The sequence below is a fragment of the Escherichia sp. KTE172 genome (genome assembly GCF_000408845.1).
Lineage (GTDB): Bacteria > Pseudomonadota > Gammaproteobacteria > Enterobacterales > Enterobacteriaceae > Escherichia > Escherichia coli.
Genome location: NZ_KE137316.1, coordinates 236468 through 258841, shown reverse-complemented (window position 1 = coordinate 258841; position 22374 = coordinate 236468). Strand labels below are relative to the sequence as shown.

Annotated in this window: 22 protein-coding genes; 12 read left to right on the top strand and 10 right to left on the bottom strand. The window is 48.7% G+C overall.

Annotated features, from left to right (window positions below; all coding sequences use genetic code 11):
- Positions 1 to 6: 6 nt before the first annotated feature.
- From ynaL to ydaN, 3 genes are all read right to left on the bottom strand, one after another.
- Positions 7 to 180 carry a proline-rich small protein YnaL gene (ynaL, locus tag G434_RS30915; RefSeq protein WP_001296046.1) on the bottom strand — a complete coding sequence of 58 codons (174 nt, stop codon included), beginning with the start codon at positions 178 to 180 and terminating at the stop codon, positions 7 to 9.
- Positions 181 to 455: 275 nt separating this feature from the next.
- Positions 456 to 1439, bottom strand: a complete 984-nt coding sequence (gene zntB, locus G434_RS22300) for a zinc transporter ZntB (RefSeq protein ID WP_000387388.1) — start codon at positions 1437 to 1439, stop codon at positions 456 to 458.
- Between the two features lie 13 nt (positions 1440 to 1452).
- The gene (gene ydaN, locus G434_RS30420; RefSeq protein WP_211180494.1) at positions 1453 to 1500 is read right to left on the bottom strand and encodes a protein YnaN; all 48 of its coding nucleotides are present in this window, start codon (positions 1498 to 1500) and stop codon (positions 1453 to 1455) included.
- A 193-nt stretch (positions 1501 to 1693) separates the two neighbouring features.
- Between ydaN and dgcM the strand changes: the two genes are divergently transcribed.
- Positions 1694 to 2926, top strand: a complete 1233-nt coding sequence (gene dgcM / locus G434_RS22305; RefSeq protein ID WP_001307164.1) for a diguanylate cyclase DgcM — start codon at positions 1694 to 1696, stop codon at positions 2924 to 2926.
- A gap of 20 nt (positions 2927 to 2946) precedes the next feature.
- Here the strand turns inward: dgcM and smrA are convergent, their stop codons facing one another.
- A complete protein-coding gene (gene smrA, locus G434_RS22310; protein WP_001046824.1) occupies positions 2947 to 3510 on the bottom strand; it encodes a DNA endonuclease SmrA in 564 nt (187 codons plus the stop codon).
- 329 nt (positions 3511 to 3839) lie between these two features.
- Positions 3840 to 4748 carry a LysR family transcriptional regulator gene (locus G434_RS22315; RefSeq protein ID WP_000885440.1) on the bottom strand — a complete coding sequence of 303 codons (909 nt, stop codon included), beginning with the start codon at positions 4746 to 4748 and terminating at the stop codon, positions 3840 to 3842.
- A gap of 175 nt (positions 4749 to 4923) precedes the next feature.
- On the opposite strand from G434_RS22315, the gene abgA reads away from it, so the two are divergent.
- The 6 genes from abgA to uspE all read left to right on the top strand — a co-directional run bounded on the left by abgA (position 4924) and on the right by uspE (position 11817).
- A complete protein-coding gene (abgA, locus tag G434_RS22320; RefSeq protein WP_000444920.1) occupies positions 4924 to 6234 on the top strand; it encodes a p-aminobenzoyl-glutamate hydrolase subunit AbgA in 1311 nt (436 codons plus the stop codon).
- Complete coding sequence (abgB, locus tag G434_RS22325; protein ID WP_001156420.1) at positions 6234 to 7679, top strand: p-aminobenzoyl-glutamate hydrolase subunit AbgB; 1446 nt, start codon at positions 6234 to 6236, stop codon at positions 7677 to 7679. The genes abgA and abgB overlap by 1 nt, the downstream gene beginning before the upstream one ends.
- 36 nt (positions 7680 to 7715) lie before the next feature.
- Positions 7716 to 9242 (top strand): p-aminobenzoyl-glutamate transporter, encoded by a 1527-nt coding sequence (gene abgT, locus G434_RS22330; protein WP_000062984.1) that lies wholly within the window; start codon positions 7716 to 7718, stop codon positions 9240 to 9242.
- 10 nt (positions 9243 to 9252) lie between these two features.
- Positions 9253 to 9768: a methylated-DNA--[protein]-cysteine S-methyltransferase gene (gene ogt, locus G434_RS22335; protein ID WP_000945046.1), complete on the top strand. Its 516-nt coding sequence runs from the start codon at positions 9253 to 9255 to the stop codon at positions 9766 to 9768.
- 194 nt (positions 9769 to 9962) lie between these two features.
- Positions 9963 to 10715: a fumarate/nitrate reduction transcriptional regulator Fnr gene (gene fnr, locus G434_RS22340; protein WP_000611911.1), complete on the top strand. Its 753-nt coding sequence runs from the start codon at positions 9963 to 9965 to the stop codon at positions 10713 to 10715.
- A 151-nt stretch (positions 10716 to 10866) separates the two neighbouring features.
- A complete protein-coding gene (gene uspE / locus G434_RS22345) occupies positions 10867 to 11817 on the top strand; it encodes a universal stress protein UspE (RefSeq protein WP_001262145.1) in 951 nt (316 codons plus the stop codon).
- 49 nt (positions 11818 to 11866) lie between these two features.
- On the opposite strand, the gene G434_RS22350 is transcribed toward uspE, so the two are convergent.
- Positions 11867 to 12124: a DUF2534 family protein gene (locus tag G434_RS22350; RefSeq protein WP_000605090.1), complete on the bottom strand. Its 258-nt coding sequence runs from the start codon at positions 12122 to 12124 to the stop codon at positions 11867 to 11869.
- Between the two features lie 243 nt (positions 12125 to 12367).
- Here G434_RS22350 and ynaI point away from each other — a divergent pair, with 243 nt between their 5' ends.
- Positions 12368 to 13399, top strand: a complete 1032-nt coding sequence (gene ynaI, locus G434_RS22355; protein WP_000559903.1) for a low conductance mechanosensitive channel YnaI — start codon at positions 12368 to 12370, stop codon at positions 13397 to 13399.
- A gap of 50 nt (positions 13400 to 13449) precedes the next feature.
- Here ynaI and mppA read toward each other — a convergent pair whose 3' ends face one another.
- Positions 13450 to 15063, bottom strand: a complete 1614-nt coding sequence (gene mppA, locus G434_RS22360; RefSeq protein WP_000682989.1) for a murein tripeptide ABC transporter substrate-binding protein MppA — start codon at positions 15061 to 15063, stop codon at positions 13450 to 13452.
- A 336-nt stretch (positions 15064 to 15399) separates the two neighbouring features.
- Complete coding sequence (pgrR, locus tag G434_RS22365; protein ID WP_000817700.1) at positions 15400 to 16299, bottom strand: DNA-binding transcriptional regulator PgrR; 900 nt, start codon at positions 16297 to 16299, stop codon at positions 15400 to 15402.
- Positions 16300 to 16436: 137 nt separating this feature from the next.
- Here pgrR and G434_RS22370 point away from each other — a divergent pair, with 137 nt between their 5' ends.
- From G434_RS22370 to mpaA, 3 genes are all read left to right on the top strand, one after another.
- Positions 16437 to 17357, top strand: coding sequence for an alpha/beta hydrolase (locus G434_RS22370; protein WP_001309479.1), 921 nt, complete (start codon positions 16437 to 16439; stop codon positions 17355 to 17357).
- 70 nt (positions 17358 to 17427) lie between these two features.
- Entirely contained in the window at positions 17428 to 18066 is a 639-nt protein-coding gene (locus G434_RS22375) for an SDR family oxidoreductase (RefSeq protein WP_000800177.1), read from the top strand.
- 290 nt (positions 18067 to 18356) lie between these two features.
- Positions 18357 to 19085, top strand: a complete 729-nt coding sequence (mpaA, locus tag G434_RS22380; protein ID WP_000219121.1) for a murein tripeptide amidase MpaA — start codon at positions 18357 to 18359, stop codon at positions 19083 to 19085.
- Here the strand turns inward: mpaA and ycjG are convergent.
- A complete protein-coding gene (gene ycjG, locus G434_RS22385) occupies positions 19060 to 20025 on the bottom strand; it encodes an L-Ala-D/L-Glu epimerase (protein WP_001309478.1) in 966 nt (321 codons plus the stop codon). The genes mpaA and ycjG overlap by 26 nt on opposite strands.
- A 118-nt stretch (positions 20026 to 20143) precedes the next feature.
- On the opposite strand from ycjG, the gene tpx reads away from it, so the two are divergent.
- The gene (gene tpx / locus G434_RS22390; protein ID WP_000084382.1) at positions 20144 to 20650 is read left to right on the top strand and encodes a thiol peroxidase; all 507 of its coding nucleotides are present in this window, start codon (positions 20144 to 20146) and stop codon (positions 20648 to 20650) included.
- Positions 20651 to 20693: 43 nt separating this feature from the next.
- Here tpx and tyrR read toward each other — a convergent pair whose 3' ends face one another.
- Positions 20694 to 22235: a transcriptional regulator TyrR gene (gene tyrR / locus G434_RS22395; protein ID WP_001309477.1), complete on the bottom strand. Its 1542-nt coding sequence runs from the start codon at positions 22233 to 22235 to the stop codon at positions 20694 to 20696.
- Between the last annotated feature and the right edge of the window lie 139 nt (positions 22236 to 22374).

The following is a 22374-nucleotide window of genomic DNA, read 5'->3' as shown; positions in this document are numbered from 1 at the left end:
GCAAAGTCAGCAGGCGCGTATCCTCGCAGATCTACGCTCACGATGCGACAATTTAATCGGTTCTTCATCGGGTGGTGGGTCAGGCATGGGTTGCGGGCGAGGGATCGGATCGGGCACTGGAACAGGATCGCCAGGAATCGGTTCAGGGACAGGAATTTGCAAATAAATAAGTGTCGTCATATTTCCCTCCGGTCATTGGGTGGACTCTTAAAGGGTAGACGCTGATAAATAACAGGCAAAAAAAAAGCCGACTCATCAAAGTCGGCGTCGTACGAATCAATTGTGCTATGCAGTAATTCAAAAAAGGAAGTAAGACAATATGGAGCGCAACGCCCATCGCTTGACGTTGCATTCACCTGCAAGAGAGATATTGCCCTGAATGGGTAGAGAGTTTATTGACTTCGCTCAAACTTTGCGGCGTTTTTGTATACAGACAGCTGGGAAAATTTCTTTTGTTACAACCATTTACTACGATGCAACCATAAAGCAACACCACCAATAAGAACAACTAACAGAATACAAAAAATTGAAAATCCGAATTGCCACCCGCCGCCAGGGATCCCACCAAGGTTGACGCCAAATAACCCGGTCAGAAAGGTACTGGGTAAAAAGACCATTGCCATCAACGACATTGTATAGGTACGACGCGCTAAATTTTCCTGCATCACCTGAGCGATTTCATCCGCCATCACGCCAGTCCGTGCTATACAGGCGTCGATTTCGTCAAGCCCGCGCCCAAGGCGATCGGCAATATCCTGCATACGACGGCGTTGGTCATCGCTCATCCACGGCAAACGTTCACTGGCAAGACGAGCATAAACATCACGTTGCGGTGCCATATAGCGACGCATCACAATTAATTGTTTGCGCAGCAGAGCCAGGAATCCACGCGGTGGAATTTGCTGATCAAGGAGATTATCTTCAAGGTCGATAATTTTATCGTGCAGCTGCTCGATAAATTCGCTGGAATGATCGGTCAACGCATCACATACATCCACCAGCCATCCCCCGCAATCGGTCGGACCCGTGCCCTCTTCCAGATCGCTTACCACATCGTCCAGCGCCAGCACTTTGCGTTGTCGGGTCGAAACAATTAACCGCCCGTCCATATATACACGCATGGCGACCAGTTGATCGGGGCGTTCATCGGTGCTGCCGTTTATACAGCGCAATGTAATCAGCGTGCCTTCACCGAGACGGCTGACTCGGGGCCGTGTGCTCTCGCCCGCCAGCGCATCACGTACGTTATTGGGAAGCAGCGGTGTTGTCGCCAGCCATTGGGCGCTATCATGGTGTACATAATTAAGGTGGAGCCAGCAGGGATGCGCTTCATCAATCACATCTGTATTTTCCAGCGGTTTAACGCCGCCTCTACCATCCAGCATCCAGGCAAATACTGCATCCGGGACATTAACGTCCGATCCCTTAATCGCTTCCACAGTGCCTCCATCATCAACGCATTATTTTGTAGTCTAGCCTTCTGGCCCTGTTACGCAACATCTCATCACCCCATTACCCTGAAATGATTAATAAAATTCTGTCTAAATTGAATACAAAAAGCAAAATGCTTTTCCGTATACAAACCGTGTGAAGTGTTAAATAGCGTCTATCATTATCAGAATTATCTGATCATATGACGTGGCTTTTTTGCGATCGGATAGCAACAAAAATTGATAAAAATAACGGGATCTCAATGATTACGCACAACTTCAATACCCTGGACTTACTCACCAGTCCTGTCTGGATCGTTTCGCCCTTTGAGGAACAGTTAATTTATGCCAATAGCGCGGCGCGACTGTTGATGCAAGACCTCACGTTTAGTCAGCTACGAACCGGTCCCTATTCCGTCTCCTCACAAAAAGAACTGCCAAAATACCTCTCCGATCTGCAAAACCAACACGATATTATCGAAATCCTCACCGTTCAACGTAAAGAAGAGGAAACAGCATTAAGCTGTCGGCTTGTTTTGCGAAAGCTGACAGAAGCAGAACCGGTGATTATTTTCGAAGGTATCGAAGCACCGGCAACGCTGGGTTTAAAAGCCAGTCGCTCGGCAAATTATCAGCGCAAAAAACAAGGTTTTTATGCGCGCTTTTTTCTGACTAACTCTGCACCAATGTTGTTGATTGACCCCTCACGAGATGGCCAAATCGTCGATGCTAACCTCGCCGCGCTCAATTTCTATGGCTATAACCATGAAACGATGTGCCAGAAACATACCTGGGAAATAAATATGCTCGGGCGACGCGTCATGCCTATCATGCATGAAATTTCGCATTTACCCGGTGGCCATAAGCCTTTGAATTTTGTTCATAAACTGGCGGATGGTTCGACTCGTCATGTGCAGACCTATGCTGGGCCGATTGAAATTTATGGCGACAAGCTCATGTTATGTATTGTGCATGATATTACTGAGCAAAAACGGCTGGAGGAGCAGCTGGAACATGCTGCCCACCATGACGCGATGACCGGATTACTGAATCGGCGACAGTTTTACCACATTACCGAGCCAGGCCAAATGCAGCACCTCGCCATCGCTCAGGATTACAGCTTATTGCTCATCGACACCGATCGTTTTAAACACATTAACGATCTCTATGGGCATTCTAAAGGTGATGAGGTGTTATGCGCCCTCGCCCGCACCCTCGAAAGTTGCGCTCGCAAAGGCGATTTGGTGTTTCGTTGGGGAGGCGAAGAGTTTGTCTTATTGCTACCAAGAACCCCACTGGATACCGCGCTTTCGCTGGCTGAAACTATCCGCGTAAGCGTGGCAAAAGTGAGTATTTCGGGCTTACCACGCTTTACCGTCAGCATTGGTGTGGCGCATCACGAAGGAAATGAAAGCATCGATGAACTGTTTAAACGCGTTGATGATGCTTTGTATCGGGCGAAAAATGATGGACGCAACCGCGTGCTGGCGGCATAAGCCGCGGATGCGTCTCGAGATCAACGACTGCGCTTAGCGTGGCGCTCCCAGTTTTCTTGCTTCGCCTGCGCCGTTTTACGTAGTGCGACGTAACACGCCCCGCTGCCGCCATGATGCGGTAGCGCGGTGCAATATGCCTGAACATCATCAAATTCGGTCAGCCAGCGCGCCACATAGCTGCGGACAATATTGGCATGCGATTTATCTTCCCGCCCTTTACCATGAATAATCAGCACATTACGCAAACCATCCGCCATGGCTTGTTGAATGAAACTGAACATCATTTTGCGGCACTCTTCCACCGGCTGGCGCAAAAGATTCAGGCTCGCCTGTTGCGGATATTTACCACTGCGCAGCTTATCCAGCACCCCATGTTGCAACCCTTCCCGCCGAAACTCCAGCGGCTGACTTAGCGGGATGATGTCGAGAAATCCAGTGGTGAGGAAATTATCAAGTTGCAGCGTGTCGATACGCTGCGGCGCACGTTGGTTACGCGTTGGATGCCAGTGGACATCTGTAGCACGTTTCAGCGGCTGGACATCTTCCATGGCGTCAAGAAACAGCGATTTGTCGTCAAGGTTCATGTTACATCCTCCCGCAATTAAGAGCGCGATATGATAACCAGACCGGGTCGGTCCAACAACGTATTACCCAAATTTCCAGTAATAAGTTCCAAATATTGCCGATATTTTAAGCAAAATGCTTATGCATGATTATTCATTCACGATATTAATAATGTAACTTATATTTTCGTGAAATCTGTCACTGAAGAAAATTGGCAACTAAAGGTTAAAACCGTTATAACACAGTCACCGGCGCAGAGGAGACCATGCCGGATTTAAGACGCGGATGCACTGCTGTGTGTACTGTAGAGTCTGGCGGATGTCGACAGACTCTATTTTTTTATGCAGTTTTAACTTTGCAGATAGCCGCATTCTCGCCGAAATTGCGTGATTAATGACGCGGTCAGTGGTGTCTGGCGACTATCACGCCGCTGAATCAAATAATAGGTCGCTTTCGGTAAAATTTCGCTAACCGGCAACATCACCAGCCCCTGTCCGTGCAAGGGATCGCAGCCCATTTCTTCAGGTAGTATGCTGAGAAAATCGCTTTTTGCCACCAGACTGATACAGGCTGAGAACGTCTCGCAGACTACGCCGACCTGTGGCGTTTGCGCCTGATCGTCAAGCAATTCACTCAAGTGTTTGTAGTAGCTGCCGTGTGGCGTCGGCATTGTCCAGCTGTAGTCCAGTAACTGTTTGATCGAACGGGCACCAATGGCGGGATGTCCCGGGCGGCAAAAGATCGCGAATTGCTTTTCCAGTAATTTCTCAAAAGTAAATTCGTGGTCGTAGGGTCCCTGATAATAGGTATTGATGGTGAAATCCAGTTCCCCCTGGCGCAATTCATTAATCATCGATACCAGTTGCCCTTCCATAATGCGTACTTTTACCTGCGGATGCTGCTGATGAAAACGAGATATGACAGCTGGCATCAGACTGCGGGAAATACTGGCCCCCATGCCGATATTAATTTGCCCTGCCAGTTGCCCTTGTCGTTGGCGAATATCCTCTTGCGCTGCGCGCAGCTCTTCAAGAATAAGACTGGCGTGCTGATAAAAACTTTCACCGGCATCAGTTAACGTCACGCCTTTACTACGGCGAAAAAAGAGTTGTGCCGCCAACCCTTCTTCCAGCTCCTGAATAGATTTACTCAGTGCCGGTTGCGACAGATTCAACATTCGGCTCGCTCCGCGAATGCTGCCCTGACGAGCCACTTCAACAAAAGCCCGAATTTGATGAATTTTTACCTGAAAAGCCATGACGCCACCGATAACCGTTATTTATCAGACCAAAGAAACTGGCATCTACTTTAATGCAGATGATTGTGTCAGGGTAATTTATGAACGGTTAAAACTGTGAAAAATCAGTTAGTGATAAGTAAAAACTATCGCTACGTGAACCGGGTCACACTTTTTACTGATGACGGGAAAGGTTATGGAGTCTTTGAATCAATTTATTAATTCGCTTGCCCCAAAATTATCGCACTGGCGACGTGATTTTCACCACTATGCAGAGTCTGGCTGGGTGGAATTCCGCACTGCCACCCTTGTTGCGGAAGAATTGCACCAGCTCGGTTATTCACTGGCGCTGGGCCGCGAAGTAGTTAATGAAAGTAGCCGGATGGGATTACCTGATGAATTCACTCTACAACGCGAATTCGAGCGCGCTCGTCAACAGGGTGCGCTAGAACAATGGATTGCGGCTTTTGAAGGCGGTTTCACTGGCATCGTCGCTACCCTGGATACCGGTCGCCCCGGTCCGGTGATGGCTTTCCGTGTCGATATGGACGCGCTGGATCTCAGTGAAGAACGGGATGTCAGCCATCGCCCCTACCGCGACGGTTTTGCGTCATGTAACGCCGGAATGATGCATGCCTGTGGTCATGATGGACATACCGCCATTGGACTTGGGCTGGCGCATACCCTTAAACAGTTCGAGTCCGGACTACATGGCGTCATCAAACTGATTTTTCAACCTGCAGAAGAAGGTACGCGTGGCGCGCGGGCGATGGTCGATGCAGGTGTAGTGGATGATGTTGATTATTTTACTGCCGTGCACATTGGCACTGGCGTACCTGCGGGCACCGTGGTGTGCGGCAGTGATAATTTTATGGCAACCACCAAATTTGACGCGCACTTCACCGGGACCGCCGCTCACGCAGGCGCAAAACCAGAAGACGGTCACAATGCCTTGTTGGCGGCAGCACAAGCAACTCTTGCACTGCATGCAATCGCCCCGCACAGCGAAGGCGCTTCCAGAGTAAACGTGGGCGTTATGCAGGCAGGAAGCGGTCGTAATGTTGTTCCCGCCTCAGCGTTGCTGAAAGTGGAAACACGCGGGGCCAGCGACGTCATTAATCAATATGTTTTTGAACGTGCACAACAAGCGATTCAGGGCGCAGCAACCATGTATGGTGTCGGCGTTGAAACTCGTCTGATGGGTGCAGCTACCGCCAGTTCTCCTTCGCCGCAATGGGTCGCATGGTTGCAAAGTCAGGCAGCTCAGGTCCCGGGGGTCAATCAAGCCATTGAACGTGTTGAAGCGCCTGCGGGTTCCGAAGATGCCACATTAATGATGGCCCGCGTGCAGCAACATCAAGGGCAAGCCTCCTATATGGTGTTTGGCACACAGCTGGCGGCAGGTCATCACAACGAAAAATTCGATTTTGACGAGCAGGTTCTCGCTATTGCCGTCGAAACGCTGGCGCGCACCGCGCTCAATTTTCCCTGGACGCGAGGTATCTGATGCAGGAAATCTATCGTTTTATCGACGATGCGATTGAAGCCGATCGCCAACGTTATACCGATATTGCCGATCAAATCTGGGATCATCCAGAAACACGTTTTGAAGAGTTCTGGTCAGCGGAGCATCTGGCTTCGGCGCTGGAGTCTGCAGGCTTCACCGTTACCCGCAACGTAGGCAATATCCCAAATGCCTTTATTGCTTCGTTTGGTCAAGGCAAACCGGTTATCGCCCTGCTGGGGGAATATGACGCCCTGGCAGGTTTAAGTCAGCAAGCAGGTTGCGCGCAACCTACATCCGCGACGCCCGGTGAAAATGGTCACGGTTGCGGACACAATTTGCTGGGAACCGCCGCCTTTGCCGCAGCAATAGCCGTCAAGAAATGGCTGGAACAATATGGGCAAGGCGGCACGGTGCGCTTTTATGGTTGTCCTGGCGAAGAAGGCGGCTCGGGTAAAACGTTCATGGTCCGCGAGGGGGTATTTGATGATGTGGATGCGGCACTCACCTGGCACCCGGAAGCCTTTGCCGGTATGTTCAATACCCGCACGCTGGCAAACATTCAGGCATCATGGCGCTTTAAAGGGATCGCAGCACATGCCGCGAATTCCCCTCATTTGGGACGCAGCGCCCTTGATGCCGTAACGTTGATGACCACTGGCACCAACTTCCTCAACGAACATATTATTGAAAAAGCGCGCGTACACTATGCCATCACAGATAGCGGCGGGATCTCGCCCAACGTGGTCCAGGCGCAGGCAGAAGTGCTTTATCTTATCCGCGCCCCCGAAATGACCGATGTGCAGCATATTTATGATCGGGTCGCCAAAATCGCCGAAGGTGCGGCATTGATGACCGAAACCACGGTTGAATGCCGCTTCGACAAAGCCTGTTCCAGTTATCTCCCGAATCGCACCTTAGAAAATGCCATGTACCGAGCCCTATCCCATTTTGGTACTCCGGAATGGAACTGCGAAGAACTGGCTTTTGCGAAACAAATTCAGGCTACGCTCACCCTCAACGATCGTCAAAACAGTCTGAATAATATCGCTGCAACCGGTGGCGAAAACGGCAAGGCTTTTGCACTACGTCATCGTGAAACGGTACTGGCGAATGAAGTCGCTCCATATGCCGCCACCGATAACGTGCTTGCGGCATCAACTGATGTCGGCGACGTCAGTTGGAAACTGCCTGTTGCCCAGTGTTTCAGTCCCTGTTTTGCCGTCGGTACCCCGCTACATACATGGCAACTGGTTAGCCAGGGGCGAACATCTATTGCTCATAAAGGAATGCTGCTGGCGGCGAAAACTATAGCAGCAACCACACTTAATCTCTTCATTGATTCAGGGCTATTGCAAGAATGCCAACAAGAGCATCAGCAAGTTACGGACACGCAACCGTATCACTGCCCTATCCCGAAAAACGTGACACCGTCACCTTTAAAATAACAACAACAACGCAAACACAACAAACGAGGAATGCCCATGAGTATGTCATCCATACCGTCGTCCTCCCAATCCGGGAAGCTCTATGGCTGGGTCGAAAGAATTGGTAACAAGGTGCCCCATCCTTTTTTGCTCTTTATCTATTTGATTATCGTACTCATGGTGACGACAGCAATTTTGTCGGCCTTTGGCGTCAGTGCGAAAAACCCGACCGATGGTACGCCGGTGGTCGTGAAAAACCTGCTCAGTGTGGAAGTATTACACTGGTTTTTACCCAATGTTATTAAAAACTTTAGCGGTTTTGCTCCACTTGGAGCGATCCTGGCGCTGGTTTTAGGTGCCGGTCTGGCGGAGCGCGTCGGCTTACTGCCAGCGTTGATGGTTAAAATGGCATCGCATGTGAATGCCCGCTACGCCAGTTATATGGTGCTGTTTATTGCTTTTTTTAGCCACATTTCTTCCGATGCGGCGTTAGTGATCATGCCACCGATGGGTGCGCTGATTTTTCTGGCGGTGGGCAGGCATCCAGTTGCAGGTTTACTGGCCGCCATTGCAGGCGTAGGTTGCGGCTTTACGGCTAATTTACTGATTGTCACAACCGACGTGTTGCTGTCGGGGATCAGCACGGAGGCTGCGGCTGCGTTCAATCCGCAAATGCACGTCAGTGTAATTGATAACTGGTATTTTATGGCCAGCTCCGTAGTCGTACTGACGATTGTTGGCGGCCTGATAACCGACAAAATCATTGAGCCACGTTTAGGTCAATGGCAGGGAAACAGCGATGAGAAACTGCAGACATTAACCGAAAGTCAGCGTTTTGGTTTACGCATAGCAGGTGTCGTATCGCTACTTTTTATTGCTGCGATTGCGCTGATGGTGATCCCGGAAAACGGGATATTGCGCGATCCGATTAATCACACCGTGATGCCATCCCCCTTTATTAAAGGTATCGTGCCACTGATCATTCTTTTTTTCTTTGTGGTCTCGCTGGCTTATGGCATCGCTACCCGCACAATTCGACGTCAGGCGGATTTACCGCATTTAATGATTGAACCGATGAAAGAGATGGCGGGATTTATCGTGATGGTTTTTCCCCTCGCCCAGTTTGTCGCCATGTTTAACTGGAGCAACATGGGGAAATTCATCGCCGTGGGGCTGACCGATATACTGGAAAGTTCAGGGCTTAGCGGCATCCCGGCGTTTGTCGGTCTGGCGTTGCTTTCCTCTTTCTTATGCATGTTTATCGCCAGCGGTTCCGCAATCTGGTCGATTCTGGCCCCCATTTTCGTACCGATGTTTATGCTACTTGGCTTTCACCCGGCATTTGCGCAAATCCTCTTTCGTATTGCCGACTCATCCGTATTGCCTTTAGCGCCGGTATCTCCTTTTGTTCCACTGTTTCTTGGATTCCTGCAACGTTACAAACCAGACGCGAAACTGGGTACTTACTATTCGTTAGTTTTGCCCTATCCACTTATCTTTTTGGTGGTATGGCTGCTGATGTTGCTGGCGTGGTATCTTGTCGGTCTGCCGATAGGTCCGGGGATTTACCCACGTTTGTCTTAAGAGAGAACGGATGCTGAGATTACTTGAAGAAAAAATTGTCACGCCACTGGGTCCACTGTGGGTGATTTGCGATGAGCAATTTCGCCTGCGGGCGGTTGAATGGGAAGAGTACAGCGAACGCATGGTGCAGCTGCTGGACATCCATTACCGCAAAGAAGGCTATGAACGCATTTCTGCCACCAACCCAGGTGGTTTAAGCGACAAGCTTCGTGAATATTTTGCCGGTAATCTTAGCATTATTGATACGCTTCCCACTGCCACGGGGGGGACGCCATTTCAGCGCGAAGTCTGGAAAACATTACGCACAATCCCCTGCGGGCAGGTAATGCATTACGGCCAACTGGCTGAACAATTGGGCCGCCCTGGTGCGGCGCGTGCCGTTGGTGCGGCAAACGGATCGAATCCCATCAGCATTGTTGTGCCTTGTCATCGGGTCATTGGCAGAAACGGTACCATGACCGGATATGCAGGCGGAGTTCAGCGAAAAGAGTGGTTATTACGCCACGAAGGTTATCTTTTGCTGTAAACATTAAACAATTTGTGCCAGCTTGTTCACACTTTTATGTAAAGTTACCCTTAACAACTTAAGGGTTTTCAAATAGATAGACATATATTTACATCTAATATCGGAATTCTCTGCTGTTAAGGTTTGCTTAGACTTACTTGCTCTCTAAAAAGATGTTAAAATTGACAAATATCAATTACGGCTTGAGCAGACCTATGATCCCGGAAAAGCGAATTATACGGCGCATTCAGTCTGGCGGTTGTGCTATCCATTGCCAGGATTGCAGCATCAGCCAGCTTTGCATCCCGTTCACACTCAACGAACATGAGCTTGATCAGCTTGATAATATCATTGAGCGGAAGAAGCCTATTCAGAAAGGCCAGACGCTGTTTAAGGCTGGAGATGAACTTAAATCGCTTTATGCCATCCGCTCCGGTACGATTAAAAGTTATACCATCACTGAGCAAGGCGACGAGCAAATCACTGGTTTCCATTTAGCGGGCGATCTGGTGGGATTTGACGCTATCGGCAGCGGTCATCACCCGAGCTTCGCGCAGGCGCTGGAAACCTCGATGGTATGTGAAATCCCGTTCGAAACGCTGGACGATTTGTCTGGTAAAATGCCGAATCTGCGTCAGCAGATGATGCGTCTGATGAGCGGTGAAATCAAAGGCGATCAGGACATGATCCTGCTGTTGTCGAAGAAAAATGCCGAGGAACGTCTGGCTGCATTCATCTACAACCTGTCCCGTCGTTTTGCCCAACGCGGCTTCTCCCCTCGTGAATTCCGCCTGACGATGACTCGTGGCGATATCGGTAACTATCTGGGCCTGACGGTAGAAACCATCAGCCGTCTGCTGGGTCGCTTCCAGAAAAGCGGTATGCTGGCAGTCAAAGGTAAATACATCACCATCGAAAATAACGATGCGCTGGCCCAGCTTGCTGGTCATACGCGTAACGTTGCCTGATTTTTCCGCATAACTCACTATCCTTCTGTCATATCATTAAATTTTTCTGATTTATTGATCTGGCAGAAGGTTCATCACTGTTTCATTCACCAGATATGGGTTAATCTTTTAATTACAAACTGCGTTGACAGTTGTTGTAAGGAGACCCTGTATGGCTATGTATCAGAACATGCTCGTTGTTATCGATCCTAACCAGGACGACCAACCAGCATTGCGGCGAGCTGTTTATTTACATCAACGGATTGGTGGCAAAATTAAAGCCTTTTTGCCGATCTATGACTTCTCATACGAAATGACCACCCTGCTCTCTCCGGACGAACGTACCGCTATGCGTCAGGGCGTCATCAGCCAGCGTACAGACTGGATCCACGAGCAGGCAAAATATTATCTCAATGCTGGCGTTCCCATTGAAATTAAAGTGGTCTGGCATAACCGTCCTTTCGAAGCCATCATTCAGGAAGTGATCAGCGGCGGGCACGATTTGGTGCTAAAAATGGCGCACCAACATGACCGTCTGGAAGCGGTGATTTTTACGCCAACGGACTGGCATCTGTTACGCAAATGCCCAAGCCCGGTGTGGATGGTGAAAGACCAGCCGTGGCCGGAAGGGGGTAAGGCGCTGGTGGCGGTGAATCTCGCCAGTGAAGAGCCGTACCATAATGCGCTCAATGAAAAACTGGTCAAAGAGACGATCGAACTGGCGGAACAAGTCAACCATACCGAAGTTCATCTGGTTGGCGCTTATCCCGTAACGCCAATTAATATCGCGATTGAACTGCCGGAATTTGATCCGAGCGTTTATAACGATGCCATTCGTGGGCAACATTTGCTGGCAATGAAAGCCCTGCGGCAGAAATTCGGCATTAATGAAAACATGACGCACGTAGAAAAAGGTCTGCCAGAAGAGGTGATTCCTGATTTGGCGGAGCACTTACAGGCGGGGATTGTGGTTCTGGGCACGGTAGGACGCACCGGTATTTCAGCAGCATTCCTCGGCAACACGGCAGAACAGGTGATTGATCATCTTCGCTGCGACCTGCTGGTCATTAAACCTGACCAGTATCAGACACCCGTTGAACTGGATGACGAAGAAGACGATTAACGACTCTTCAATAACTGACAAGGCCCGAGTTATCGGGCCTATTTTTTACTTACTGCTCTTCGCCGCCAAGGAAATAAATTCCCAACGGGATTGCCAGCAACACAGTAAAGACCAGGCTATAAACAAAAATCATTGATGACTGAATCACATACATTGATGTCGTCCACTCAGACAGCGGAATATTGTACTGTTCTATCACGCCGCCGATGGTCGCGCGAGTCACAACCGACGCCGCAATAATGAAAACCGCCAACAAACCAAAGAGAAATTTCTTCCCTTTCGCTGACTTCAGTTTCGCCATAATCATGATGTAATCCTTGTGCAGACAAATTTCTTGTTACCTAAACGTAACAATACCATGACATTTCACCGTTGTCTGCTCTGAAAACCTCACCTCTTAGCTGGATTTACAATCAACGCATTGATTAGTTAGCTAATGTTGCTACTTCCTTCCCTGACTATTGATGATCTCAATGAATTGTCGCGGTAAAATAGCCCCGCCAGGGGTTTCCGGCATGACGACAATTATCTGGAGGAGCCTGATAAAACAATGATCGCTGAACTGTTTACAAATAATGCGCTTAATCTGGTCATTATTTTCGGTAGCTGCGCAGCATTGATTCTGATGAGCTTTTGGTTTCGCCGCGGAAATCGTAAAAGAAAAGGTTTTTTATTCCATGCGGTGCAATTTTTAATCTACACCATAATTATCAGTGCTGTTGGTAGCATCATTAATTATGTTATAGAAAACTATAAACTCAAATTTATCACCCCAGGCGTTATCGATTTTATCTGTACGTCCCTGATTGCGGTTATTCTGACGATTAAGCTATTTCTGCTGATTAATCAGTTTGAAAAACAGCAGATTAAAAAAGGTCGCGATATCACCAGTGCGCGGATTATGTCGCGTATCATCAAAATCACCATTATTGTGGTGCTTGTTCTGCTTTATGGCGAACATTTCGGCATGAGCCTTTCTGGCTTGTTGACCTTTGGTGGTATTGGTGGTCTGGCTGTCGGTATGGCCGGTAAAGATATTCTGAGTAACTTCTTTTCCGGGATTATGCTCTATTTCGACCGTCCTTTTAGTATTGGCGACTGGATCCGTTCACCGGACAGAAATATCGAAGGTACAGTATCGGAAATTGGCTGGCGAATTACCAAGATTACGACTTTTGATAATCGTCCGTTGTACGTACCGAACTCGCTGTTTTCGTCAATCAGCGTAGAAAACCCAGGACGAATGACCAACCGGCGCATTACCACGACCATTGGTTTACGTTATGAGGATGCGGCAAAAGTGGGCGTTATTGTCGAAGCCGTACGTGAGATGCTGAAAAATCACCCGGCCATTGACCAGCGACAAACCTTACTGGTTTATTTCAACCAGTTTGCTGACTCCTCATTGAATATTATGGTTTATTGCTTTACCAAAACCACGGTATGGGCTGAATGGCTTGCTGCACAGCAAGACGTTTATTTGAAGATTATCGATATTGTACAGTCACACGGCGCGGACTTTGCCTTCCCCAGCCAGACGCTGTATATGGATAACATTACACCGCCGGACCAGGGTCGCTAAATCAGACATCACTGGCGTTATCCACAAGGGTAACGCCAATTCCCATCACATCAATGCTTCACAATATACATAGTCCGACTGTACGCCACATCTTCCGGGTTATTAATGGGATAACCTCTCAGCCACGGCTTGATTAATCGTCCATTGGTATATTGATAAATTGGTGCAATCGGTGCTTGCTCCATGAGGATTTTTTCTGCCGCGTTGTAATCGGCATTACGCGCTTTAACGGTATTTTCCGTTGATGCCTGGGCCAGTACTTTGTCGTATGCCGGATTGTTAAAGCGTGAAATATTTCCTGAATGCGTTGACGTTAATAATGTCAGGAAAGTGGAGGGTTCATTATAATCCCCTACCCACGAGGCTCGGATAACATCAAAATTGCCGGTGTTACGGCTATCGATATAGGTTTTCCATTCCTGATTTTGCAATTTAACATCTACGCCAAGGTTCTTTTTCCACATTGATGCTACAGCAATCGCAATTTTTTGATGGTTTTCTGAAGTGTTATACAAAAGCGTCAGCTTCAGCGGTTTTTGCGGACCATAACCAGCGGCGCTCAACAAAGTTTTTGCCTGCGCATTCAGTTCTTCCTGACTCATTTGTTCAAACGGCGAAGGTTCCGGCGTAAATCCCGCGGTAACATCTGGTGTAAAATGCCACGCTGGCTTTTCGCCCGTCCCCAACACTTTTTCGGTCATCAGGCGGCGATCTATCGTCATACTTAATGCCAGGCGAACGCGCTGATCTGCCGTCGGCCCTTTTTGCGTGTTAAACGCATAATAATAGGTCCCGAGCTGCGGCGGCGTATAAACCTGCCCCGGAATATCCTTCAACAGCTTCTGATACATATTTTTCGGGAAGGATTCGGTGATATCAATATCCCCCGCGAGGTAACGCTTAGTGGCTGCGGATTCCTGATTAATTGGCAGGAAAGTCACTTTTTGCAGCACCGTTTTGGCGTTATCCCAATAATGGGTATTCGGTACCACGACCAGTTTTTCATTGACTACGCGCTCTTTAAGAACATAAGCGCCATTACCGATCAGTTTTCCGGGTTTCGTCCACTCTTTACTGCTTTCTACGTTGGCTTTTTGCACCGGGAAGAAGGCAAAGTTAGCGGTTAAATTCACAAACCACGGCAACGGTTTATCAAGCTGGATTTTCAAAGTATGGGCATCAACTGCGGTGACGCCAAGCTGGTCAGGCGTAGCTTTACCATCAATAATCGCCTGTGCGTTGTTGATTCCCGCCAGCGCGGCAAACCATGCAAATGGCGATAGCGTTTTAGGGTCCACCAGACGTTGCCAGCTGTAGACAAAATCTTGCGCCGTTACCAGTGTGCCATCCGCCCATTTTGCGTTATCGCGCAGGGTAAAAGTCCAGATACGGTTGTCATTACTTTTCCACTGAGTCGCAACGCCGGGGACAATCTCCCCTTTCTCGTTCTGATTCACCAGTCCTTCAAACAGATCGCGAATGACCTGAATCTCTGGCAGGCCCACGGCTTTAGCGGGATCCAGCGACGCAGGCTCATCTTTAATGTGGCGCACCAGCTCCTGCTTCTCTGCCAGTACTGTGCCGCTCGGAACTTCTGCAGCATACGAAAGAGAAATGCTGCTGACCAACAGCGCACAACACGTGACTGAAACAGAGTGCTTCATAAGTTTCCCTCTAACCGACATTAAAATTGATGCGTAATTATTTGTTTCGCCTTAAAGAAATGCAAACAACTTCCATCAAAAAAGTGACAAAGGAAGCATCAAATGTTTTAAGTATCAATATATCAAATCAGATTTAGTGTAAATAATAGTCTCCAAAATGCGGTAAAGCACATAGAACTCCGAACACTACGTTCGGGCTTCGCACGTTCAAACCCGTTTTCGGTATCATAATCAGCATCTGTCGCCATTGTACGAAGAATAAAAAATGACCAAAACGTTGAAAGGAACTGAGAATACGTTAAGAGAAGAATTAAATTAATGTATCAGCAAGTAGTGCTAAACAGCACCTTTATACTTCAGCCTATCTATAAATAATGAGAATGCCGAGCCAGCATGTCGACGGTGTGGATAGTACAGGTGATAACCGGGTAAATCTGGTGTGAATTTATCCAAAACACGTATCAGTTTTTTTTCTTTAATAGCCCGCTCAACCTGATCATAAGGTAGATACGCCAATCCATGCCCATCAATTGCAGCATCAATGATCAGGTCTATCGTATTCAGTAAAAGCTGACCTTCCATGCGAACACGAACTTCACGTCCACCGCGTATTAATCTCCAGCGATTTGCTGTACCCGATGTGGGAAGATACAAATTAATTGCCTGATGATCTATTAATTGTGACACTGACGTTGGAGCACTTCGACGAGAAAAATAATCCGGTGAGCCAACAATAGCCATTGGTATATCTGGCCCGATTCGAATGGCGATCATATCTTTATCCATCTCCCCACCCAGACGGACGCCTGCATCAAAACGTTCAGAAACGACATCGGTCAAACCATAATCAATGGTAAGCTGGATATCAATTTCAGGATGCGATTTCAGGAATGTGCGCATAGCTGGTAACAATATCGTTTTTGCTGCATGTTCTACAGTAGTAATACGTATTGTCCCGGATGGGCGGTTCTGCAGATCGCTCAGGGATGTCAGGGCAGAATCTATGTCATGCAACATAGGGCCAAGAACAGACAAAAGATGCTCGCCCGCTTCAGTGGGTACAACGCTGCGCGTGGTTCGTGTCAGAAGCCGCAATCCCAATCGTTCTTCTATACGGCGCACTATCTGGCTTAAAGCTGACTGCGCCATGCTCAGGCGGGCTGCTGCGCGAGTGAAGCTACGCTCCTCTGCAACGACGACAAACGCCATCAGATCAGCGATTTCTTCACGCTTCATTCAGTATCTCCATACAATCTATTAATCATTTAAATGATAGGTCTAATCATGATTTTGGGTCTAATCAACTTAATGATCAATATCTATAGTGATATCACCAACCGTTAAAACGAACCGACAACTCCATGAGGAACGGAATGATGAATAATAAAGTCAGCTTCACTAACAGCAATAATCCAACCATCTCTTTGTCTGCAGTGATCTATTTCCCTCCAAAATTTGATGAAACCCGTCAGTATCCGGCAATTGTGGTATCTCACCCAGGTGGGGGCGTTAAAGAGCAAACGGCTGGAACCTATGCCGAAAAACTGGCGGAAAAGGGATTTGTCACTATTGCTTATGACGCATCTTATCAAGGTGAAAGCGGCGGCGAGCCGCGTCAGTTAGAAAACCCATACATTCGTACTGAAGACGTCAGTGCCGTGATTGATTATCTGACAACGCTTTCTTATGTCGACAATAGCCGAATTGGTGCGATGGGAATTTGTGCCGGTGCAGGATATACAGCCAATGCTGCAATTCAGGATCGCCGCATCAAGGCCATCGGTACTGTTAGTGCGGTCAATATTGGTTCGATGTTCCGTAATGGTTGGGAAAACAATGTGAAATCTATTGATGCCCTACCATACGTTGACGCGGGTTCAAACGCCCGAACCAGCGATATTAGCAGCGGAGAATACGCCACCATGCCACTGGCACCAATGAAGGAGTCCGATGCGCCGAACGAAGAACTGCGTCAGGCCTGGGAGTATTACCACACCCCTCGCGCGCAGTATCCAACAGCACCGGGTTACACTACTTTGCGCAGCCTTAACCAGATTATTACCTATGATGCTTACCATATGGCGGAAGTGTACCTGACTCAGCCGATACAGATTGTGGCGGGCAGCCAGGCAGGGAGCAAATGGATGAGTGACGACCTGTACGATCGAGCATCAAGCCAGGATAAACGCTATCACATTGTTGAAGGCGCAAACCATATGGATCTTTATGACGGCAAAGTCTATGTGGCTGAAGCAATTTCAGTATTAGCGCCGTTCTTTGAGGAAACTCTGTAATGAAACATATTCAAATCCGTAATAGTGATATGGCCTGGCATATTGCTGCCAATAATCTGGGAAAAGTTTCATGAAAAATGTACTGATTCTTGGTGCTGGCGGTCAGATAGCCCGCCATGTGATTAATCAACTGGCAGATAAACAAACCATTAAACAAACTTTATTTGCCCGTCAGCCAGCAAAAATCCACAAACCCTATCCAACTAATAGCAAGATTATTATGGGGGATGTACTGAATCATGCGGCACTGAAGCAGGCCATGCAGGGACAGGATGTTGTGTATGCCAACCTTACGGGGGAAGATTTAGATATTCAGGCAAATTCAGTGATCGCTGCGATGAAAGCCTGTGATGTTAAACGTCTGATCTTTGTTCTTTCCCTCGGTATTTATGATGAAGTTCCAGGAAAATTTGGCGAATGGAATAATGCAGTTATTGGTGAGCCCCTAAAACCATTCCGCAGGGCTGCGGATGCAATTGAGGCTTCTGGACTGGAATATACAATTCTTCGCCCTGCCTGGCTGACCGATGAAGATATTATTGATTATGAGCTTACCTCACGCAATGAACCATTCAAAGGTACGATCGTATCACGTAAGAGTGTCGCAGCATTAATTACAGATATCATCGATAAACCTGAGAAACACATTGGTGAGAATATAGGCATCAATCAGCCCGGGACTGATGGCGATAAGCCATTCTTCATGTAAATCAATTATATAGCTACCTTCGTACTGTACTATGTGCAGTACGATTTATTAAACTTATTAAGGTGAACTGATCAATCAGATGCGATTAACATGTGTAGAACCAGTAAGAATAAAATACGCCATGTATATAACATTACGACAATTCTAATATCTGCACATCAATGAAAATGCAAACAACTTCCGGCAAAAAAGTGATACAAGATCGATGACATAGCGTTGAAGAAAAGGATTTGATAATCCGCAAAATTTGCACAACACTGCCTGTAATACTTCCTGAACCAGAGACGATCATGACCGTAACCCGCCCACGCGCCGAACGCGGCGCATTTCCGCCCGGAACAGAACATTACGGACGTTCATTATTGGGCGCGCCGTTAATCTGGTTTCCTGCCCCTGCAGCCAGCCGCGAAAGTGGTTTGATTCTGGCTGGCACTCACGGTGATGAAAACTCTTCGGTCGTCACGCTCTCCTGTGCTCTGCGGACGTTGACACCTTCTTTGCGCCGTCATCATGTGGTGCTGTGTGTGAATCCTGACGGCTGCCAGTTGGGGTTACGGGCCAATGCTAATGGTGTGGATTTAAACAGAAACTTTCCGGCGGCGAATTGGAAGGAAGGTGAAACCGTTTATCGCTGGAACAGCGCCGCTGAAGAACGTGATGTCGTATTGCTGACAGGTGACAAACCTGGCTCTGAACCTGAAACCCAGGCGCTGTGCCAGCTTATACACCGCATTCAACCCGCCTGGGTGGTCTCATTCCACGATCCGCTGGCCTGTATTGAAGATCCCAGACACAGCGAATTAGGTGAATGGCTGGCCCAGGCGTTTGAATTGCCTCTGGTAACCAGCGTCGGTTATGAAACGCCTGGCTCTTTCGGCAGTTGGTGTGCGGATCTCAACCTGCATTGCATCACCGCAGAGTTTCCACCCATCTCCTCCGACGAAGCCAGCGAAAAATATCTCTTTGCGATGGCAAACTTGCTGCGCTGGCATCCTAAAGATGCAATTCGCCCGTTGTGAACTGAAGCGCCGGTTCCACATCTACCGCCAGCCAGGTCGGTCCGTCAAGATCGGCGAAACTGACCTGCGGCACCAGCGGTAAAGCGGCGCTAATGGCACGAGAGGTACACAACATGCAGCCCAGCATCAGACTAAAACCTTGTGCACGTGCTTCAGTCGCCAGCGCCAGCGCTTCCGTCAGGCCCCCCGTTTTATCGAGCTTAATGTTAACCATCTCATAGCGCCCTTTCAGCGCCTTCAGATTGCTACGAGTATGACAACTTTCATCAGCACAAATCGGTAACGGATGAATAAAATTCTCCAACGCCGCATCGTCCTGCGCAGGAAGCGGTTGTTCAAGCATTGCAACGCCTAAATCCGCCAATAGCTGGCAACGCGCCGCCAACCCTTCTGCACGCCAGGATTCATTTGCATCAACGATCAGCGTCGCATCGGGCACAGCGGTGCGAATTGCCACCATCCGCTCACTGATAAGATGGTTATCCAGCTTCACTTTCAGTAATTTCGCGCCTGCCTGCCAGAGTGTTGATGCACTATTGGCCATCTGATCAGGCGTACCGATGACTACCGTCTGTGCAGTGATAACTGTCCCGGGAAGCGTTATGCTGATCAAATCAGCCAGCGATTGCTGCTGTTTTCGCGCCGCCAGATCCCACAATGCACAATCCAGCGCATTACGTGCTGCGCCGGCAGGGAGAATTTTTTGCAACTCCTCCCGTGTCAGCCCTTTCTCTAATTGCGGCACGACGCTCATAATTTGCGCCATTACCGAGGCATCACTTTCTCCATAACGCGGATACGGCGTGCATTCACCGGTGCCTTTAATACCTTCTTCTTCCAGTTCAACCACCACCACGCGCGCTTCACTGCGACTTCCCCGAGCAATCACAAACGGGGTATGTAAGGGCCAGCCTTCCTCGAATACCTTAACGGTTCTCATCTTTACTCCTTGTTGTCGCGGTGGTCTGCGGATTAAGCGCAAATAGCGTTTGCTGTGTTATTGACAGTTAGCATAAACTAGGTGTGACGTTAACTATATGTAAACAGGAAAGATAATCATGTCACAAACCGTTCATTTCCAGGGCAACCCGGTTACAGTCGCCAATTCCATCCCGCAGGCGGGTAGCAAAGCGCAGACTTTTACTCTCGTGGCAAAAGATCTGTCTGACGTCACCCTCGGTCAGTTTGCGGGTAAACGCAAAGTGCTGAACATTTTCCCGAGTATTGATACCGGTGTTTGCGCCGCATCAGTACGTAAGTTTAACCAACTGGCAACCGAGATCGACAACACCGGGGTGCTGTGTATCTCTGCCGATCTGCCGTTCGCCCAGTCTCGTTTCTGCGGCGCAGAAGGTCTGAACAACGTTATCACCCTCTCCACTTTCCGTAACGCTGAATTCCTGCAAGCCTACGGTGTGGCAATTGCTGATGGCCCACTGAAAGGTCTGGCAGCGCGTGCCGTTGTGGTTATTGATGAAAATGACAATGTGATTTTCAGCCAGCTGGTGGATGAAATCACCACCGAGCCGGATTACGAAGCAGCTCTGGCTGTACTGAAAGCATAAGTTAATATGCCTGATGGTGTTGCACCATCAGGCATATTCGCGCTTACTCTTCGTTCTTCTTCTGACTCAGACCATATTCCCGCAACTTATTGGCAATCGCGGTATGCGAAACGCCCAGGCGTTTTGCCAGTTTGCGCGTGCTGGGATAATTGCGATAAAGCTGGGTTAATACCGAGCGTTCAAAACGGCTGGTGATTTCGTCCAGCGAACCTTCCATCGCATCTTCGCCCACGGCTACCGTTGTGGCGTCATAATCCGGTAACAAAATATCCTGTGGACGCAGCTCATAACCGTCCAGTTGTGTCAGTGCGCGATAAATAGCGTTCTTTAACTGCCGCACATTTCCCGGCCACGCATAACGCGTAAGTACAGTATTCAGGTCAGCGGCCAGTTTCGGACGCGGCACGCCCTGCTCGTCGGCAAAGCGGGCGACGAACAGCTCGGTTAACGGCATGATGTCCTGCGGACAGTCACGTAGCGGCGGCAGATTGAGCGTCAACACGTTCAGACGATAATAGAGATCTTCACGGAACACGCCTTTTTGCACCAGTTCGACAAGATTCTTCTGCGTCGCGCAAATCACCCGCACATCGACATGCACCTCATGGTCTTCGCCAACCCGACGGAAAGTGCCATCATTAAGGAAACGCAGTAATTTCGCCTGCATCCGTGGTGACATCTCACCTATTTCATCCAGCAGTACCGAACCACCGTTCGCCTGCTCAAAGAACCCTTTCTTCCCTTCCGGAGCATGACCAAACAGTTCACTCTCGACCGCATCTTCCGGGATAGAAGCACAGTTCAGCGCCAGATAGGGTTTGCCCGCGCGTGGGCTTGCCTGATGACAGGCATACGCAAAGAGATCTTTTCCGGTGCCGGTATCACCGGTTATCAGCAATGGCGCGCTTAGCATCGCCAGTTTCTGCGCCTGTTCGACAACATGCTTCATTTTCGGGCTGACGGCGACAATTTGACTAAAGGCGCTGACATCCTGGGCGGCGACATTTTGCAACTGACGGCCCATACGAATCGTTGATCGCAACATCACCACCGCACCGGTCAGGACGTGTTGATCATTTTCATCCTGAAGATAAACAGGCGTAATCTCCATCAGGAAATTCTGTCCATTAATAACGACATGCTCGTTATGGGAATCCTGCGGTTCGCTTTCCAGCCAGCGTAAAAAATTAAAGCCGTTAATCAATTGCGCGGCGGTATGGTTGCGCAGGCGATCCAATTTTTGCCCAAAAAGCTGACAGCTCGCCGGGTTCGCCATATCCACTTTGCTTTTCATATCGACAGAGAGCACAGGTTCAGGCAACGCTTCCAGTAACGCGCTCAACGCCAGATGCTCACGTTCAGAAGGCATCCACGGGACAGTACGGACATCGGTAACACCTGCAATACGGCGTATTTCAGCCATCAGACTGCTGAAACTCTCAAACTCCAGTTCAGCAAAATTGAGGTAGATTCGCCCAATGGGGTCAATCTCAATACCGCGTAAATCAATGCCTCTTAGCACGAGTAGATCGAGTAATTCGCGGGTCAGACCGAGTCGGTCTTCACAAAAGACTTCCAGACGCATGGGAACCTTCACCTGAAAAAAGAACAATTAATATGATGATATGACACTATTTGGATAGCAGGAAGGTTTCTGTCAACAATCATTGACACAAAGACGGAAAAACGGGCACTTCGGCGTAAAGATATCCGGTCAGCACCCG

Excerpts from the sequence above, each read along its gene's own strand:
- ynaL (WP_001296046.1), bottom strand. The coding sequence starts at position 180 with ATGACGACACTTATTTATTTGCAAATTCCTGTCCCTGAACCGATTCCT.
- dgcM (WP_001307164.1), top strand. The coding sequence starts at position 1,694 with ATGATTACGCACAACTTCAATACCCTGGACTTACTCACCAGTCCTGTC.
- smrA (WP_001046824.1), bottom strand. The coding sequence starts at position 3,510 with ATGAACCTTGACGACAAATCGCTGTTTCTTGACGCCATGGAAGATGTC.
- G434_RS22315 (WP_000885440.1), bottom strand. The coding sequence starts at position 4,748 with ATGGCTTTTCAGGTAAAAATTCATCAAATTCGGGCTTTTGTTGAAGTG.
- abgA (WP_000444920.1), top strand. The coding sequence starts at position 4,924 with ATGGAGTCTTTGAATCAATTTATTAATTCGCTTGCCCCAAAATTATCG.
- abgB (WP_001156420.1), top strand. The coding sequence starts at position 6,234 with ATGCAGGAAATCTATCGTTTTATCGACGATGCGATTGAAGCCGATCGC.
- abgT (WP_000062984.1), top strand. The coding sequence starts at position 7,716 with ATGAGTATGTCATCCATACCGTCGTCCTCCCAATCCGGGAAGCTCTAT.
- ogt (WP_000945046.1), top strand. The coding sequence starts at position 9,253 with ATGCTGAGATTACTTGAAGAAAAAATTGTCACGCCACTGGGTCCACTG.
- fnr (WP_000611911.1), top strand. The coding sequence starts at position 9,963 with ATGATCCCGGAAAAGCGAATTATACGGCGCATTCAGTCTGGCGGTTGT.
- uspE (WP_001262145.1), top strand. The coding sequence starts at position 10,867 with ATGGCTATGTATCAGAACATGCTCGTTGTTATCGATCCTAACCAGGAC.
- G434_RS22350 (WP_000605090.1), bottom strand. The coding sequence starts at position 12,124 with ATGATTATGGCGAAACTGAAGTCAGCGAAAGGGAAGAAATTTCTCTTT.
- ynaI (WP_000559903.1), top strand. The coding sequence starts at position 12,368 with ATGATCGCTGAACTGTTTACAAATAATGCGCTTAATCTGGTCATTATT.
- mppA (WP_000682989.1), bottom strand. The coding sequence starts at position 15,063 with ATGAAGCACTCTGTTTCAGTCACGTGTTGTGCGCTGTTGGTCAGCAGC.
- pgrR (WP_000817700.1), bottom strand. The coding sequence starts at position 16,299 with ATGAAGCGTGAAGAAATCGCTGATCTGATGGCGTTTGTCGTCGTTGCA.
- G434_RS22370 (WP_001309479.1), top strand. The coding sequence starts at position 16,437 with ATGATGAATAATAAAGTCAGCTTCACTAACAGCAATAATCCAACCATC.
- G434_RS22375 (WP_000800177.1), top strand. The coding sequence starts at position 17,428 with ATGAAAAATGTACTGATTCTTGGTGCTGGCGGTCAGATAGCCCGCCAT.
- mpaA (WP_000219121.1), top strand. The coding sequence starts at position 18,357 with ATGACCGTAACCCGCCCACGCGCCGAACGCGGCGCATTTCCGCCCGGA.
- ycjG (WP_001309478.1), bottom strand. The coding sequence starts at position 20,025 with ATGAGAACCGTTAAGGTATTCGAGGAAGGCTGGCCCTTACATACCCCG.
- tpx (WP_000084382.1), top strand. The coding sequence starts at position 20,144 with ATGTCACAAACCGTTCATTTCCAGGGCAACCCGGTTACAGTCGCCAAT.
- tyrR (WP_001309477.1), bottom strand. The coding sequence starts at position 22,235 with ATGCGTCTGGAAGTCTTTTGTGAAGACCGACTCGGTCTGACCCGCGAA.